Origin of the sequence: Streptomyces sp. NPDC058157 (assembly GCF_042884105.1) — a bacterium.
Taxonomy (GTDB): Bacteria; Actinomycetota; Actinomycetes; order Streptomycetales; family Streptomycetaceae; genus Streptomyces.
Genome location: NZ_JBHVUQ010000172.1, coordinates 1 through 15,939, shown reverse-complemented (window position 1 = coordinate 15,939; position 15,939 = coordinate 1). Strand labels below are relative to the sequence as shown.

Below are 15,939 nucleotides of genomic sequence, written 5' to 3'. Positions count from 1 at the left end.
GGCCCGCCGCGCGGCGCGGGGGGGCGCGGCCGCCGTGCCCTCGCCCCGGCTGCTGCCGCACTCGGCCATCGGACCGCGCGCGGACCTGGAGAAGCTGGGCATCCCGGTCGTGCACGACCTGCCGGGGGTCGGCGAGAACCTCCTCGACCACCCGGAGTCGGTCATCGTGTGGGAGACGAACGGTCCGATACCGGAGAACTCGGCCATGGACTCGGACGCCGGGCTGTTCGTCCGCCGGGACCCGGCGGCCCAGGGGCCGGACCTGATGTTCCACTTCTACCAGGTGCCGTTCACCGACAACCCGGAGCGGCTGGGGTACGAACGCCCCGCGCACGGCGTGTCGATGACCCCGAACATCCCCAAGCCGCGCAGCCGCGGCCGGCTCTACCTGACGAGCGCCGACCCCGAGGTCAAACCGGCACTGGACTTCCGGTACTTCACCGACGAGGACGACTACGACGGCCGGACCCTGGTCGACGGCATCAGGATCGCCCGGCGGATCGCGGCGACCGAACCGCTGGCCGGCTGGCTGGGGCGCGAGGTGTGCCCGGGCCCGGAGGTCACCTCCGACGAGGAGCTCAGCGCCTACGCCCGGCACGTCGCGCACACCGTGTACCACCCGGCCGGAACCTGCCGGATGGGCGCCGAGGACGACGAACTCGCCGTCGTGGCACCTGATCTGCGGATCCGGGGACTGTCCGGCATCCGGATCGCCGACGCGTCCGTCTTCCCGACGATGACCGCCGTCAACCCGATGATCGGGGTGCTGATGGTCGGGGAGAAGTGCGCCGAACTGCTGGGAGGTACCAGCCGATGAACCGTTCCGGGAACCAGCTCGCGGAGCAGGCCTCCGGCCCGCTCGATGACGGGGCCGTCTTCGCCGTGCGGAACCTGTGGAAGGTCTTCGGACCGAAGGCCGCACGCGTTCCCGCCGATCCGGAACTGGCCTCGCTGGACGCCGCCGCGCTGCGCGAACGGACCGGCTGCACGGCCGCCGTCCGCGACGTCTCCTTCGACGTCCGCAAGGGCGAGGTGTTCGTGGTGATGGGCCTGTCCGGGTCCGGCAAGTCGACGCTGGTCCGCTGCCTGACCCGGCTCATCGAGCCGACCTCGGGCGCTCTCGCCATCGACGGCGAGGACGTCCTCGCCATGGGCCCGGCCCGGCTGCGCGAACTGCGCCGGCACCGGGCCGCGATGGTCTTCCAGCACTTCGGGCTGCTGCCGCACCGCACCGTCCTCGACAACGTCGCCTACGGCCTGGAGATCCAGGGCGTGGGCCGCGGCGAACGGCGCGAGCGCGCGGCCGAGTTCGTGGCGAAGGTCGGTCTGGACGGTATGGAGCGGCGCCGGCCCGGGCAGCTGTCCGGCGGCCAGCAGCAGCGCGTGGGGCTGGCGCGGGCGCTCGCGGTGGACCCCGAAGTGCTGCTGTTCGACGAGCCGTTCAGCGCGCTCGATCCGCTGATCCGGCGGGACATGCAGGAGGAGGTCGTACGGCTGCACCGCGAGGAGGGCCGCACCATGGTCTTCATCACCCACGACCTCGGCGAGGCGCTGCGGCTGGGCGACCGGATCGCGCTGATGCGCGACGGCCGCGTCGTCCAGCTGGGAACGCCCGAGGAGATCGTCGGCTCCCCCGCCGACGACTACGTCCGCGACTTCGTCCGGGACGTGCCGCGCGAGCAGGTGGTGACGGTCCGTTCGGCGATGCGTCCGGCGCGGGCCGAGGAGGCCGGGGCCGGGCCGGCGCTGGCGCCGACCGCGACCGTCCACGAGGCCATCGAGGCGGTCGCCCGCTCCGGGGAGAACGCGCGGGTCGTCGAGAACGGACGGTGCCTGGGGGTGGTCGACCAGTCGGTGCTGCTGGGCGTGGTCGCCGGGGTACCCGCCGCGGCCGGGAAGGCGGTGGCCTGATGTACGCGCACACCACCTGGCCGCCGCCGTGCGGCGGCCCGCGCACCACCGGCCGGGGACGGTGCGGCCGATGAGCACCACGACCGCCTCCGGCTCCGCCGCACCCGCCGCCCGTACGGCCACGGCGCAGCAGACCGCGGCCCGTGCCGCCTCCACCGCCCCCGCATCCGGGGACACCCCGAGGGCCGGGTCCGGTGGGCTGCGGGACCGGATACGCAACCGGCGCGGCCGGCTGATCGGTGCGGGCGCCGCGCTGCTGCTCGTCCTGGGCGCCGTCCTGCTCGGCGGCGGAGGCTGGCCCGCCGGGCTCGCCGTGGACCTGTCGGGGCCGCTGGACCGCGTCGGCGACTGGATCATCGACCATCGCGACAGCCACCCCTTCTTCCTGTACTTCCTCGGGCACGTCAGCAACGCCGTGGTCGTCTGCGTACGCGCCGTCTACCTGCTGCTGCTCTCCCTCGGCTGGGCCGGGGTGACCGCTGCCGCCGGGCTGGTGGCCTGGCGGCTCGCGGGGGTGCGCCTCGCGCTGGTCTCCGTCGCCGCGTTCGCCGTGTGCGGGCTGCTGGGCATGTGGGTGCCCACCATGCAGACCCTCGCCCTGATGGCCGTGGCGGTCCTGGCGTCCGTCCTGCTCGGCGCGCTCCTCGGGCTGGCCGCCGGCCTGTCGGACCGGATGGACCGCGTGCTGCGTCCCGTGCTCGACACGATGCAGGTGCTGCCCGCCTTCGCCTACCTGCTGCCGGTGGTGCTGGTCTTCGGCATCGGCGTGCCGGCCGCCGTCCTGGCGACCGTGGTCTACGCGGCGCCGCCGATGGCCCGCCTCACCGCGCTGGGGCTGCGCGGCGCGGACGCCGGGGTCATGGAGGCCGCCGCCTCGCTCGGCGCCACCGGTCGGCAGCGGCTGCTGACGGCCCGGCTGCCGCTGGCCCGCAAGGAACTGCTGCTCGGCGTCAACCAGTCGATCATGATGGCGCTCGGCATGGCCGTGATCGCGTCCGTGATCGGCGCGGGCGGTCTCGGTGACCGCGTCTACCAGGCGCTGGCCTCCGTGGACGTCGGTGCGGCGCTCGCGGCGGGCGTGCCGATCGTGCTGCTCGCCGTCGTCCTGGACCGGGTCACCGCCGCCGCGGGTGCCCGGCTCGGCTCGGCGCCGGCCCGCCCGGCCGGACTCGGCCGCGCCGCGGCCCTGGCGCCGGCCGCCGCGGTGGCCGTGGTGGTCGTGGTGGCCGTGGCCGGTCACCTCACCGGCCGGCCCGGCTGGCCGCAGGCGTGGACGGTGGACACCGCCGGCCCCGTCAACCGGGCCGTGGAGTGGATGACCGCCCACCTGTACTCCGGGGTGCCCGTCGTCGGCGGCACCGCGGACTGGGCCGCGCACTTCACCACCGGCTTCCTCAACCCGCTGCGCTCCGGCCTCCAGTGGCTGCCCTGGTGGTCGGTCCTGCTGGCGGTCGGCGCCCTCGCCCTGCTCATCGGCACCTGGCGGACGGCCGCCACCGCGGTCCTCGCGACGGCCGCGATCGGCGTCCTCGGCGTGTGGGCTCCCGCCCTCGACACCCTCTCCCAGGTGCTGGCCGCGGTCGCCGTGACCCTGCTGCTCGGCATCGCCCTCGGCGCGGCCGCCGCGCGCGGCGCCCGGCTGGAGCGTGCGCTGCGGCCCGTCCTCGACGTGTTCCAGACGATGCCCCAGTTCGTCTACCTGATCCCGGTGGTCGCGCTGTTCGGCGTGGGCCGTGCCCCGGCCGTGGCCGCGGCCGTGGTGTACGCGCTGCCCGCCGTGGTGCGGATCACCGCGCAGGGGCTGCGGGCGGTCGACCCGGGCGCGCTGGAGTCCGCGCGGTCCCTCGGGGCGACCTCGCGCCAGCAGCTGCTCCAGGTCCAGCTGCCGCTGGCCCGGCCGGCCCTGCTGCTGGCCGTCAACCAGGGCGTGGTCCTGGTCCTGGCCGTGGTCGTCATCGGCGGCCTGGTGGGCGGCGGGGCGCTCGGCTACGACGCCGTGTTCGGGCTCGCCCAGGGCGACCTGGCGACCGGTCTCGTGGCCGGTGCCGCGATCGTCTGCCTGGGCCTGGTGCTCGACCGGGTCACGCAGCCGACGCAACGCCGTACCCGCACCGGAAAGGGGGCCTGAGATGACCCGCGCCCGTATCACCGCCCTGGCCGCCGCCGCGGCCCTGACCGCCGGGGCCGGGCTCACCGGCTGCGGCGCCGCCGACATGACCCGCCAGTCCTCCCCGTACGCCGACGCCGCGGGATCGCGGACGGTGACGCTGTCCGTGCAGTCCTGGGTGGGTGCGACGGCGAACGTCGCCGTCGCCCGGTACCTGCTGGAGCACGAGCTCGGCTACCGCGTGGACACCGTGCAGATCGACGAGGTGCCCGCCTGGGACGCGCTCAGCCAGGGGCGGGTGGACGCCATCCTGGAGGACTGGGGGCACCCGGAGCAGGAGGCGCGCTACATCGACGGCAAGGGCACCATCGCCCGCGGCGGCGAGCTGGGGGTCACCGGGCACATCGGCTGGTTCGTGCCGGCGTACTTCGCGCGGCAGCACCCCGACGTCACGGACTGGAAGAACCTCGGCAAGTACGCCGACCGGTTCCGCACGGCGGAGAGCGGCGGCAAGGGGCAGTTGCTGGACGGCTCACCGTCGTACGTCACGAACGACAAGGCGCTGGTGAAGAACCTGGGGCTGGACTTCCAGGTGGTCTTCGCGGGCTCCGAGGCGGCCCAGATCACGCAGATCGAGCAGTTCGCCAAGGAGCAGAAGCCCTTCCTGACCTACTGGTACGAGCCGCAGTGGCTGTTCGGGAAGGTGCCCATGACGGAGGTGAAGCTGCCCGACCACGCGAAGGGCTGCGACGCCGATCCGGAGAAGGTGGCCTGCGCGTACCCGCACACACCGCTGCAGAAGTTCCTCAATGCCCGCTTCGCGAAGGACGGCGGCGACGCGGCCGCCTTCCTGAAGAAGTTCCACTGGACGAAGGAGATGCAGAACGAGGTCGCACTGATGATCGCGGAGGAGAAACTGCCCCCGCAGGAGGCGGCGGCCCGCTGGGTGAAGCAGAACCGCGCCACGTGGCAGACCTGGCTGCCCACCTGACGGCCGGGTCGCGTGGGACGGGCGGCCCGCGGGGCACCGGTTGAGTACGCGTACTCAGGCACGCCGGATCCCCCGCTCCGATACTGGCTGTCGGACGAACGGGGGATCTTGTGGGACGACGTCGGTCAAGACTTCAAGTGTGGCTTCCGGCCGGCTACTTGACGGTGGTGGCAGGGCTGCTGGTATGGGTGGAGGTGCTCGCCCGGACCGGCGACGCCGGGTTCGCCGGCATCTGGCCGATCCTGGCCACGGCACCCCTCAGCCTCCCCGCCCTGCAGCTGTTCCTGCCCGGCCCCGCGTCGCCGCCGGCACCGGAGGTCGCGCCGCCGGACGGCACCGGGGCCGTGCCGCCCCCGCCCGACGCGTGGTTCGGGGGCGGCTTCCACGGTGTGCTCCTGGGCTGCGCCCTGGTCAACGCCGCGGCCCTGTGGGTACTGGCACGCGGCCTGGCCGGCCTCCTCGCCCGGCGCCGGCGGTGACGGGGGCAGGGACGCGTCGCTTCCGGAGCCTCCGCTGCCCCGCCCGCCGCCCAGCCGGACGCGTACGCGGAGCCGGTCAGACGGTGCCGCGCCAGGCGCCGGTCTCTGTTCCGCGGTTCTCGATGAAGTACTTGAAGCGCTTCAGGTCGCCCTTGACCTGCCGGTCGACGAAGCCGAGCTTGTCACCGACGCTCTCCGCCAGCCCCTCCGGATCGAAGTCCATCACCAGCGTCACCTCCGTGAGGGACCGGTCGATCGGCCTGAACGTCACCAGACCCGACTGCTCGCTCTGGCCGCCCACGGTCACCCAGGCGACCTTCATGTCGGGGATCTGCTCGATGATCTCCGCGTCGAACTCCCGCCGGACTCCGGCCACGTTGGTCACCCAGTGCGTGAGCGTGTCCCCGCGCTGCTCGATCCGCTCCACCCCCTCCATGAACTCCGGGAACGACTCGAACTGCGTCCACTGGTTGTAGGCCGTGGTCACCGGCACGTCGACCTCGATCGACTCCTTGACCTGCGACATGAATCCCAGCCCCTTCCCTCTCCGGACCACGGCCCGCGCCGGACGCCGGCCGGGGGCACCCTGCCCCGCCCTCTCGCCTGCCCCGCACCCGACCGCCGACACCACCCGTTCCGCGGTGGCCGTACCGTGTCACCGCCCGGTACGGGGGCATGCGCGTCCCATGACTCCGAACACGACAGTGCCCGGGGCGTGGGCCGCCCAGTCCGGCCCCGTCTGGATCCATCTGCTGGTGATGGCCTTCGCGGTCCTCGTCCTCGTGGCGACGCTCACCCGGGACAGGTAGTCCTCCCGTGCTGTTCCTGGCCCTGCTCGTGCCGCCTTTGCTGATGTGTGCCGTGCTGGGTCTCGGCCGGTACGAGGACTACATGCTGGGTCCGGCGCGCCGGAGGGCTCCCGTCCCTGCCCCTCGGATCGGACTCCCGGACGCCGCGCCGGAGTCCGGGCGCCCCGCCGCGCCCCGTTCCCGGGGCAGACACAGGCGTCCCGCACACACCTGAACCGTCCGCGGGGGCGGTGGCAGAATGCCGCGATGGATCCGATCTTGCGAGCCGCCGGTGAGCTGTTGGGGACCGAGCTGTCCGGCCCGGTCGATCCGGGTGGGAGTGCGCGCAGCACCGTGGTGCGCTGCCGGACGGCCGGTGGCGGCAGTGTGATCGTCAAGGCGTTCGGCCGCGAGCCCGATTCCCTGCGCTGCTTCACGGCCGAGGCCGCCGGGCTCTCCCTGGGGATCGCCGGTCCCGAGGTGCTGGGCGTGGACCCCGACGTCCCGTTACTGGTGCTGGCCGACCTCGGGGACGCGCCCACCCTGGCGGACGTGCTGCTCGGCGACGATCCGGCCGTCGCCGAGGACGGGTTGCCGGCCTGGGCCCGGGGGCTCGGGGCGCTGGCCGCCGGGTCGGTGCACCGGCGCGCCGATCTCGCACGGCTGTGGTCCCGCTACGACCAGGGGATGCCGGCCTGGGAGGACGAGCCGTGGATCGCCGAGAACGCCGCCGCTCTGCTCCCGCTGCTCGAGGGCGTCGGAATCTCACCGCCCGCGGGCCTCGACCGGGAGTTGGCCCGGATCGGGACGGCGGGCGGGGCGGAGTACCCGGCCTTCACCCCGGGTGACACCTGCCCCGACAACAACCTGCTCACCCCGCAGGGGCTGCGGCTGATCGACTTCGAGGCGGCCTGCTACCAGTCGGTGTTCCTGCCGGCCGCGACGGCCGCGGATACCGAGCAGGCGTTTCGGGCCGAGGTCGTCGGCGTACCCGGCGACCGGCCCCGACGCGGCGCCAGGTTATGAGGCATCGCTGGGCGGCGGCGAGCGGGCTGGAGGAGTTCCCGGCACTCGCGCGGACCATGCGCTCGCTGTTGCGCGAGGTGGCCGGAGGCTGGGAGGTTCCCGCCCTGCCGGGGTATCCGGCTTTCGGGAACCGGGGCGGGTGACGCGGAGGGTGCATCCGCCGGTGCGTGGCGGGCGGAACGGTCTGTAGGTGTTGCCCTGATCCACCGGCCCCCGTGCGGAGGTCCGGTGGCCGATTCCTGGAAGTGGCCCATGACCGTCTCCGTAGTGCTGTTCACGTCCGATCTGCGTGTGCACGACCACCCTCCGATGCGGGCCGCCCTGGAGGGCGGTGGGGAGGTCGTGCCGTTGTTCGTGCGTGACCGGGCCGTGGACCGGGCCGGTTTCGCGGCGCCGAACCGGCTGGCCTTCCTCGCCGACTGCCTCAGCGACCTGGACCGGGCGCTGCGGGGCCTGGGCGGCAGGCTGGTCGTGCGCTCGGGCGACCTGGTCGAGGAGGTGTCGCGGGCGGTGCGCCAAGCGGAGGCCGACGAGGTGCACATGGCGGCCGGGTACACGGCCTTCGCGCGGGCCCGGGAAGCCCGGCTGCGGCAGGCGCTGGAGGCGCAGGGGTGTCGTCTCCACGTCCACGAGGGCGTGTGCACCGCCGTGCCGCCCGGCGACGTCACCCCGCAGGGATCGGACCACTTCGCCGTCTTCACCCCCTACTTCAGGCGCTGGCAGGCCCAGCCGCTGCGCACCCCCCTGCCCGCGCCGCGGGGGCTGCGGGTGCCCGCGGCGCTGAGGTCCGAGGAGCCGCCCGGACGGTCGGGGCTGTCCGGGGTGTCCCCGGGACTGGCTCGCGGCGGAGAGCGGGAGGGCCGCGAGCGGTTGCGGTCCTGGCTGGCGCAGTACGCCGACGCCTACGAGGAGCGGCACGACGACCTCGCGGGGGACGCCACCTCCCGGCTCTCCGCCCATCTGCACTTCGGGACGCTGTCGGCGGGCGAGGTGGTGTTCCGGGCCGGCCGGGGCGGGGGCGCGGGCGCCGCGGCGTTCGTCCGCCAGGTGTGCTGGCGGGACTTCCACCAGCAGGTCCTCGCGGCCCGCCCGGAGACCGCCGGGCAGGACTACCGCTCCCGTGACGACCGCTGGCGGCGGGGGCGGGAAGCCGAGGCGGACCTGTCGGCCTGGCGGGAGGGGCGGACGGGGTACCCGGTGGTCGACGCCGCCATGCGCCAGCTCGCCCACGAGGGGTGGATGCACAACCGGGGCAGGCTCATCGCGGCCTCGTTCCTGACCAAGACGCTCTACGTCGACTGGCGCGAGGGCGCCCGCCACTTCCTGGGCCTCCTGGTGGACGGGGACGTGGCCAACAACCAGCTGAACTGGCAGTGGGTGGCCGGCACCGGGACGGACACCCGGCCCAACCGGGTCCTCAACCCCGTGCTGCAGGGCCGCCGTTACGACCCCGACGGAGCGTACGTCCGGCGCTGGGTCCCCGAGCTCGCCGGAGTCGGCGGACTCGACGGTGCGGCGGTCCACGAGCCCTGGCGCCTGACCGGCCTCGACCGGGCGGCCTGCGACTATCCGGACGCGCTGATCGCCCTCCCGGACGGCCTCGCGCGCTTCCGGCACGCCCGGGGTCTCGTGCCCCTGGGCTGATTCGACGCCGATTCGACGCGGAATCGATGCGAGTTGCCCCACGGATCCCGCACGGTGACCCTGGACACATCGCGTCCGCCGGATCCCGGAGATTTCATCCCTCCCACGGCGGCTGTCTTCGCTCCGGCGGACGCGGTGTGGGGGCGCGATCCGGAGGAGGCTGCGTCATGACCGCATCAGGTGCGGGCGACGGCCACGCGGTCCGGCCGCAGGACCCGGGCGAGGACGCGGAGATCGTCGCCCTGCTGCTCCAGGACGACGACCGGTGGCTCGCGCTGGCACACCGCCGATGGAGCCGTCTCGTCCACGCCCACGCCGTGCGGGTCCTCGGTGACGCGCGCGAGGCGGAGGACGTCGCACAGCACGTGTTCGTCGCGGCGTGGCGCGGCCGCCGCGGCTTCCGGCCGGAGCTCGGGACGCTGCCGGCGTGGCTGATGGGCATCACCCGGCGCAAGACGGCCGACGCCCTCGGCGCGCGGACCCGGCGCCTGGAGCTCGTGGCCGCCGCCGGGGTGCGGGTCCGCGACGAGACGGCCGGGGGCGTCGAGCGGGTGATCGACCGGGTGGTGGTCACGGAGGAGCTCGCCCGGCTCCCGCGCGTCCAGCGCGACGTCCTCACGCTCACGTACTTCGCGGACCTCACCCAGGTGCAGATCGCCGACCGCACCGGCCTGCCGCTGGGCACCGTCAAGAGCCACGCCAGGCGCGGCATGCGGCGCCTCCGCCTGCGCGCGGCCTCGGGCGCCGTGGAGAGCGGGCGCTGAGACCGCCCCGCAGGGGCGCCGCATCATCCGATGAAGCAGGGGCCCGGGACCCGGCGTCCCGGCCCCCGTACACCAGGGGTGGACCGTATGGACCGCAGCAGCATCGCAGTGATCGGGGCGGGCGTCTCCGGCCTGACGGCCGCCCACATCCTCTCCCGCGTCCACGACGTGGTCCTCTACGAGGCGGACGCCCGCCTCGGGGGCCACGCGCACACCCATGAGGTGCCGGCCGGCGGGGGCGGGACGCTCGGCGTCGACACCGGCTTCATCGTCCACAACGAGCGCACCTACCCGCACCTCCTGCGGCTGTTCCGGGAGCTGGGCGTGAGCACCCAGGACGCGGAGATGAGCATGTCGGTCCGGTGCGACGGCTGCGGCCTGGAGTACGCCGGCGCCCGCGGGCCCCGGGGACTGCTGGGCGGCGGGAACCTGCTGCGCGGCCGCCACCTGCTGATGCTCGCCGAGGTCCCCCGCTTCCACCGCGCCGCGCGCCGGCTGCTCGCCGACGCGGACGCGACCCGCACCCTGGGCGCGTTCCTGCGCCAGGAGCGCTTCTCGCCGTACTTCGTCGGCCACTTCGCGATCCCCCTGGTCTCCGCCGTGTGGTCCTGCGCACCGGACGCCGCGCTGCGGTACCCGGCCGCCTACCTCTTCCGCTTCCTCGACCACCACGGTCTGCTGTCGGTCACCGGATCCCCGCGGTGGAGGACCGTCACCGGCGGGTCCCGGGCCTACGTCGAGCGGGCCGCGAAGTCCCCGGCCCGCGTCCTGACCTCCACCCCGGTCCGCGCGGTCGTGCGCGGAGCCGGCCGCGTGCGGCTGGTCACCGAGGACGGGGAGAGCGCCGAGCACGCCGCCGTGGTCATCGCCGTCCACCCCCACCGGGCGCTGGGGCTCCTCGCCGACCCCACCGAGCGGGAGCGGCGCGTCCTCGGCGCCTTCACCTACTCCCGCAACCCGACCGTGCTGCACCGCGACACCACCGTGCTGCCCCGCGGCCGCCACGCCCGGGCCTCCTGGAACTACCGGCTCCCCTCCTGTTCGGCGCGGCCGGGATCCGTGCAGGTCAGTTACGACATGAACCGGCTCCAGCGGCTGCCCGGCGACGAGCCGCACATCGTCACGCTCAATCCCGGCGACCGGATCGACGAGAGCAGGGTCCTGGCGCGGATGGTCTACGAACACCCCCTCCACACGGCCGAATCGGTGGCGGCGCAGCGGCTGCTGCCCACCCTCGACGACGGCGTCACCGCCTACGCGGGCGCCTACCACGGGTGGGGGTTCCACGAGGACGGCTGCCGTTCGGGCGCCGAGGCCGCCCGCTCCCTCGGGGTGCGCTGGTGACGCCGGCCCCCGCCCGCCCGGCGCCGCGCGTGCCCGCCCTGTACGCGACGGAGGTGCGGCACACCCGGTCCGCCCCCGTCCGGTACCGGCTGCGCCACCGGACGTACCTGTGGCTGGTCGACGTGGACGAGCTCCCGGTCCTGCCCCGCGTCCTGCGCCCGCTCGCCCGCTTCGACGCCCGCGACCACTTCTCGGGCGCGGCCCCCGGCCTGCGCGCCGGTCTCGACGCCTACCTCGCCTCCCGGGGCGTCCACGGCGCCGACGGGCGGGTGCTGATGCTGGCGCACGCGCGCGTGCTGGGGCACGTCTTCAACCCCCTGACCCTGTACTGGTGCCACGACGGGTCGGGCGTGCTCGTCTGCGTGGTCGCGGAGGTCCACAACACGTACGGCGAGCGCCACTGCTACCTGCTGCGCCCCGACGCCGGGGGCGGCGCCGAGGTGGCCAAGGAGTTCTACGTCTCCCCGTTCTTCGGCGTCGAGGGGAGCTACCGGATGCGGCTGCCGCTGCCGGGCGACCGCCTCGACCTGACCGTCCAGCTCCGTCACGCGGACGGTTCGCGGCCGTTGACCGCCACCGTCCGCGGCACGCACCGCCCGGCGACGACCCGTGCGCTGCTCGCGGCGCTGCTGCGCAACCCGTGGCCGACCGCCGGGGTGTCGTTCGGCATCCGCCGGCACGGGATCCGGCTCCGGCTCAAAGGCCTGCCCGTCCGGCCGCGGCCCACCCGCGCGGCCCGGCCCGTCCAGGAGGACGCGCTGTGACCCTCACCCTCCCTCCCGGCCCCCACGGCGGTCCCCGCGCCGGCCGGCACCTGGTCGACGCAGCGCTCTGGCCCGATGTCGCCCGGCTGCCGCGCGCCTCGGCCCTGCGTACCGCGGTGGCCCGCCGGATCGTGGAACGGGCCCTGCGGCGGCTGCCGTTGCGGGTACGGACCCCCGGAGCCGCAGCGCCGGCGCTCCCCCGGCAGCCCCGGGGAACGGCGGACGGCCTGCCCACCCTGGTCCTGCACGATCCCGAGGCGTTCTTCCGGCGGATCGGCGCGGACGGCCTGATCGGCTTCGGCGAGTCCTACATGGCCGGCGAGTGGGACGGCGACGACCTGGTCGGGGTCCTGACCGTCCTGGCCGGCCACGTCGACGACCTCGTACCGCAGGCCCTGCGCCGGCTGCGCGGCGCCTGGGTGCACCGCAGGCCGGCCTCGGACCGCAACACCGTGGACGGGGCCCGCCGCAACGTCCACCGGCACTACGACCTGTCCAACGAGCTGTTCGCCACCTTCCTCGACCCCACGCTCACCTACTCCTCGGCCGTCTTCGCCTCCGTCCCGGCCGGTGCCGAGGACCTGCCCGCGGCCCAGCACCGCAAGATCGACCGGTTGCTCGACCTCGCCGGGACCGGACCGGGCACCAGCCTCCTGGAGATCGGTACGGGCTGGGGCGAACTCGCCGTCCGGGCCGCCCGGCGCGGCGCCCTCGTCCGCACCGTCACCCTCTCCCGGGAACAGCGCGACCTCGCCCTCCGGCGCGTCGCGGAGGCCGGTCTCTCCGGCCGGGTCGCCGTCGAGCTGTGCGACTACCGGCGCGTCGGCGGCACGTACGACGCCGTCGTGAGCGTCGAGATGATCGAGGCCGTCGGAGCGGCCTACTGGCCCGCCTACTTCGGCGCCCTGCACCGCCTGCTGGCCCCCGGCGGGCGGGCCGCGCTGCAGGCCATCACCATGCCCCACGAGCGGATGCTGCACACGGCCCGCACCCACACCTGGATCAGCAAGTACGTCTTCCCCGGAGGCCTCGTCCCCTCCCGGGAGGCCATCGCCCGGCACAGCGCGGCCGCCGGGCTGTCCCTCGTCCACGACACCGGCTACGGCGAGCACTACGCGGAGACGCTCCGGCTGTGGCGCGAGCGGTTCCTCGGCCGGTCCGCCGAGGTGGGCGCCCTCGGCTTCGACCACGTCTTCCGCCGGATGTGGGAGCTCTACCTCGCCTATTCCGAGGCCGGGTTCCGCTCCCGCCACCTCGATGTGCGCCAGCTCGTCCTCACCGGCCGGACGACGGCGGGCGGAGGCGCCGGATGAGCCCCGTCGACACGGCGGCCCTCGTCACGGTCCTCGCCGCGGCGGCCGCAACGGCGCTCACCGTCATGCTCCTGACCTTCGCGGTGGCCCTGGTCAAAGGGGTGCACAGGATCGTCGACAGCGCCTGGGGCCTGGCGTTCGCGGCCGTGGCCGTCGTCGCCTGGTTCCTCTCGGCCGGCCACGGCGACCCCGTGCGCCGGACCGTGGTGGCCCTCGCCACCGTCGTGTGGGGGCTGCGCCTCGCGGTGCACATCGCCCGGCGCGGCCGGGGCCACGGAGAGGACCCCCGGTACGCGCGGATGCTGGCCCGGGCCCGGGGCGGCACCGCCCTGTACGCCCTGCGCACCGTCTACCTCCTCCAGGGGTCCCTGGTCTGGCTGGTCTCCCTGCCCGTCCAGGTGGCGGTGCTGCTCCCCCGGTCCCTGGACGCCGTGGCCGCCGTGGGGCTGGTCCTGTGGGCCGCCGGTCTGTTCTTCGAGGCGCTCGGGGACCACCAGCTCGCCCGGTTCAAGGCGGATCCCGCGAACGAGGGCCGCATCATGGACCGCGGCCTGTGGGCCTGGACCCGGCACCCGAACTACTTCGGCGACTTCCTCCTGTGGTGGGGCCTGTACCTGACGGCCTGCGCCACCTGGCAGAGCGCGGCCGCCACCGTCGTCTCCCCGCTCCTGATGAGCGCGCTGCTGATCAAGGGCAGCGGCAAACGCCTGCTGGAGGCGCACATGGCCGGCCGCCCCGGCTACGCCGCGTACCTGGCCCGCACCAGCGGCTTCTTCCCGTGGCCACCACGCTCCGGGGAGCCGCGGAGTTGAGGAGTGGAAAGGCGTGCCCGCCCCCGGACGCGCGCCGTCACGGCGGTGAGGTACCCGGGACGACCGGCTCCGCGTAGAGCGCGGAGATCGCGTCGAGCGCCTCCCGCAGCCCGCGCGGACGCCTCATCCCCGCGGTCACCGCCCGTACGGGCCACCCCGGGCCCGCGAGGAAGACGACGGGGGCGGTCCTCGCCCCCCTGAGGCCGAACGCCGTCGACGCCACCTGCCGGGCCAGCGCACCGTCCGCCGTCGTGCGGGACTGCGACCACAGCACCACGGCCGCCGGACCCGACCGGCCCACCGCCGCCCGCAGCGCCTCCGGGGGCACCGCCGCACCGAACATCCGGGCCGGCAGGCCCCGTTCGGCCAGACCCGCGGCCAGCGCCTCCAACGGCAGCGTGTGCTGCTCGCCCGGCAGGCAGGCCAGCACCACCGGCGCCGCGTCGGCCGCCGGCCCGGGGGCGGTGGCTGCCGCCCGCCGCAGCGCGGTCGACACGTGCCACGACAGCAGGTGCTCGACCTCGACGTACCGGTCCTGCGCGGACTCCCACTTGCGCCCCACCGCGTGCAGGGTCGGCACCATCACCTCCTCCCAGGCGGCCACCAGGCCGTGGGCCCGCACGGTCCGCCGGAGCAGGGCCTCCATGGCCGGGCCGTCGAGCCGTACCGCTGCGCGTGCCAGCCCCCGGCACTCCTCCCGCACCTCCCCCAGCGGCAGCCCGCCCCCGGGACCGCCCCGGCGGCCCGGTGCAACCGGTGCACCCGCCGCGCCCGGTGCACCCGCCGCGCCCGGCGGCACGACCGCTTCCGCCGGCCCGGGCGCTTCCGCCGACCCGGGCGCCTCCGCCGGTCCGGGCGGGTGCGGCCCGCCCCGGTCCTGCGGGTCAGGCCGACGGCGTGCAGCCGCCGCCGCACGGGCGGCCTCGGCCGGGGGGATACCGGCCGAGGTGAGCCGGCACATCTCCTCGAGCATGGCGACGTCCGCGGGCATCCACCGCCGGTGCCGGCCGCCCTCCCGAACGGCCGGCCCGATGCCGTAGCGCTGCTCCCAGGAGCGCACCGTCGTGGGCGACACCCCCAGGCGCCGTGCCACCGCGCCCGTGGTGACGCCGGGGGCCTCTTCGCTCATACCGCCCAGATTACGACGCGGAATCGATGCGAGCCAGGAAAGGCCCGGGGCGGCGCATCCGCGGCGCGGCCGACGCGGGAAGACACGTACACGCAGGCAGCCGTCCGTCCGCCGGGGAGGCGACCCGGGAGGCGACAATGATCCACCGTCACGGAGAGAGGGCGTTCATGGCCGGGACACAGGACGACGGGCACGACGTGGCGGTCGTCGGCGCGGGGGCCGCGGGCCTGGCGTGCGCGTCCGACCTCGCCCGGGCCGGCCTGCGGGTGCGCCTGGTGGAGGCCGAGGACACCGTGGGCGGCCGCATCCGCACCGACCGCGTCGCGGGCTTCACCACCGACCGCGGCTTCCAGGTGTTCAACACCTCCTACCCCCAGGTCCGGCGCCGCCTCGATCTGCCGGCCCTGTTCCTGCGGCCGTTCACCCCGGGTGTGCTGGTCCACACCGACGGCGGGCGGCTGCGCCTGACCGATCCCACGCGGCGACCGCGCGACGGGGTCGCCCTGCTCAGGGGCGCCCGGGTCAAGCCGCGCGACCTGCTGGCCTTCGGGGTCCTGTCGGCACGCGCCGCGCTCGCGCCCGCCTCGCGCCTGCGGGCCGGGCCCGAGCTCACCACCCGCACGGCCCTGGCCGCCGCGGGGTTCTCCGAGGAGTTCGTCGAGACGTTCTTCCGGCCCTTCCTGTCAGGGGTCTTCCTGGAGGACTCCCTGGAGACCTCGGCCCGCTTCTTCCATCTGGTCTGGCGCAGCATGCTGCGCGGCACGCTCTGCCTGCCGCGCGACGGCATCGGCGCCGTGCCGGCCCAGCTGGCCGACGGACTGCTGCCGGGGGTGCTGCACACCTCGTCGCCGGTGACCGGGCTGACGC

16 protein-coding genes are annotated in these 15,939 nt (G+C 75.0%); 14 read left to right on the top strand and 2 right to left on the bottom strand.

Annotation, left to right across the window (positions count from 1 at the left end):
• The 5 genes from ACFVXK_RS30340 to ACFVXK_RS30320 form a co-directional block, all read left to right on the top strand.
• Positions 1-817, top strand: an 817-nt coding sequence (locus ACFVXK_RS30340; protein WP_389617747.1) for a GMC family oxidoreductase, incomplete at its 5' end; no start/stop codon positions are given.
• Positions 814-1,911 carry a glycine betaine/L-proline ABC transporter ATP-binding protein gene (locus ACFVXK_RS30335; protein WP_389617744.1) on the top strand — a complete coding sequence of 366 codons (1,098 nt, stop codon included), beginning with the start codon at positions 814-816 and terminating at the stop codon, positions 1,909-1,911. The genes ACFVXK_RS30340 and ACFVXK_RS30335, both read left to right, overlap by 4 nt.
• 70 nt (positions 1,912-1,981) lie before the next feature.
• Positions 1,982-4,039 (top strand): ABC transporter permease subunit, encoded by a 2,058-nt coding sequence (locus ACFVXK_RS30330; protein WP_389617742.1) that lies wholly within the window; start codon positions 1,982-1,984, stop codon positions 4,037-4,039.
• Between the two features lies 1 nt (position 4,040).
• Positions 4,041-5,009 carry an ABC transporter substrate-binding protein gene (locus ACFVXK_RS30325; protein ID WP_389617739.1) on the top strand — a complete coding sequence of 323 codons (969 nt, stop codon included), beginning with the start codon at positions 4,041-4,043 and terminating at the stop codon, positions 5,007-5,009.
• Positions 5,010-5,119: 110 nt separating this feature from the next.
• Entirely contained in the window at positions 5,120-5,488 is a 369-nt protein-coding gene (locus ACFVXK_RS30320; RefSeq protein WP_389617736.1) for an SCO4225 family membrane protein, read from the top strand.
• 76 nt (positions 5,489-5,564) lie between these two features.
• Here the strand turns inward: ACFVXK_RS30320 and ACFVXK_RS30315 are convergent, their stop codons facing one another.
• Positions 5,565-6,014, bottom strand: a complete 450-nt coding sequence (locus ACFVXK_RS30315) for an SRPBCC family protein (protein ID WP_389617733.1) — start codon at positions 6,012-6,014, stop codon at positions 5,565-5,567.
• A 160-nt stretch (positions 6,015-6,174) separates the two neighbouring features.
• On the opposite strand from ACFVXK_RS30315, the gene ACFVXK_RS30310 reads away from it, so the two are divergent.
• The 8 genes from ACFVXK_RS30310 to ACFVXK_RS30275 all read left to right on the top strand — a co-directional run bounded on the left by ACFVXK_RS30310 (position 6,175) and on the right by ACFVXK_RS30275 (position 13,943).
• On the top strand, positions 6,175-6,297 hold the full coding sequence (locus tag ACFVXK_RS30310; RefSeq protein ID WP_389617729.1) for a hypothetical protein: 123 nt from the start codon (positions 6,175-6,177) through the stop codon (positions 6,295-6,297).
• Positions 6,298-6,543: 246 nt separating this feature from the next.
• Entirely contained in the window at positions 6,544-7,302 is a 759-nt protein-coding gene (locus tag ACFVXK_RS30305; RefSeq protein WP_389617726.1) for a hypothetical protein, read from the top strand.
• A 252-nt stretch (positions 7,303-7,554) separates the two neighbouring features.
• Entirely contained in the window at positions 7,555-8,946 is a 1,392-nt protein-coding gene (locus tag ACFVXK_RS30300; protein WP_389617723.1) for a cryptochrome/photolyase family protein, read from the top strand.
• 167 nt (positions 8,947-9,113) lie between these two features.
• Entirely contained in the window at positions 9,114-9,710 is a 597-nt protein-coding gene (locus tag ACFVXK_RS30295; RefSeq protein ID WP_389617720.1) for an RNA polymerase sigma factor, read from the top strand.
• 87 nt (positions 9,711-9,797) lie between these two features.
• Positions 9,798-11,054, top strand: coding sequence for an NAD(P)/FAD-dependent oxidoreductase (locus ACFVXK_RS30290; protein WP_389617717.1), 1,257 nt, complete (start codon positions 9,798-9,800; stop codon positions 11,052-11,054).
• The gene (locus ACFVXK_RS30285) at positions 11,051-11,818 is read left to right on the top strand and encodes a DUF1365 domain-containing protein (protein ID WP_389617714.1); all 768 of its coding nucleotides are present in this window, start codon (positions 11,051-11,053) and stop codon (positions 11,816-11,818) included. The genes ACFVXK_RS30290 and ACFVXK_RS30285 overlap by 4 nt, the downstream gene beginning before the upstream one ends.
• A complete protein-coding gene (locus ACFVXK_RS30280; protein ID WP_389617711.1) occupies positions 11,815-13,131 on the top strand; it encodes a class I SAM-dependent methyltransferase in 1,317 nt (438 codons plus the stop codon). Before ACFVXK_RS30285 ends, ACFVXK_RS30280 begins: the two co-directional genes overlap by 4 nt.
• The gene (locus ACFVXK_RS30275; protein WP_389617708.1) at positions 13,128-13,943 is read left to right on the top strand and encodes a DUF1295 domain-containing protein; all 816 of its coding nucleotides are present in this window, start codon (positions 13,128-13,130) and stop codon (positions 13,941-13,943) included. The genes ACFVXK_RS30280 and ACFVXK_RS30275 overlap by 4 nt, the downstream gene beginning before the upstream one ends.
• A gap of 37 nt (positions 13,944-13,980) precedes the next feature.
• Here ACFVXK_RS30275 and ACFVXK_RS30270 read toward each other — a convergent pair whose 3' ends face one another.
• Positions 13,981-15,072 carry a MerR family transcriptional regulator gene (locus ACFVXK_RS30270; protein WP_389617705.1) on the bottom strand — a complete coding sequence of 364 codons (1,092 nt, stop codon included), beginning with the start codon at positions 15,070-15,072 and terminating at the stop codon, positions 13,981-13,983.
• A gap of 167 nt (positions 15,073-15,239) precedes the next feature.
• On the opposite strand from ACFVXK_RS30270, the gene ACFVXK_RS30265 reads away from it, so the two are divergent.
• On the top strand, positions 15,240-15,939 hold a 700-nt coding region (locus ACFVXK_RS30265; RefSeq protein ID WP_389617702.1), incomplete at its 3' end, for an FAD-dependent oxidoreductase.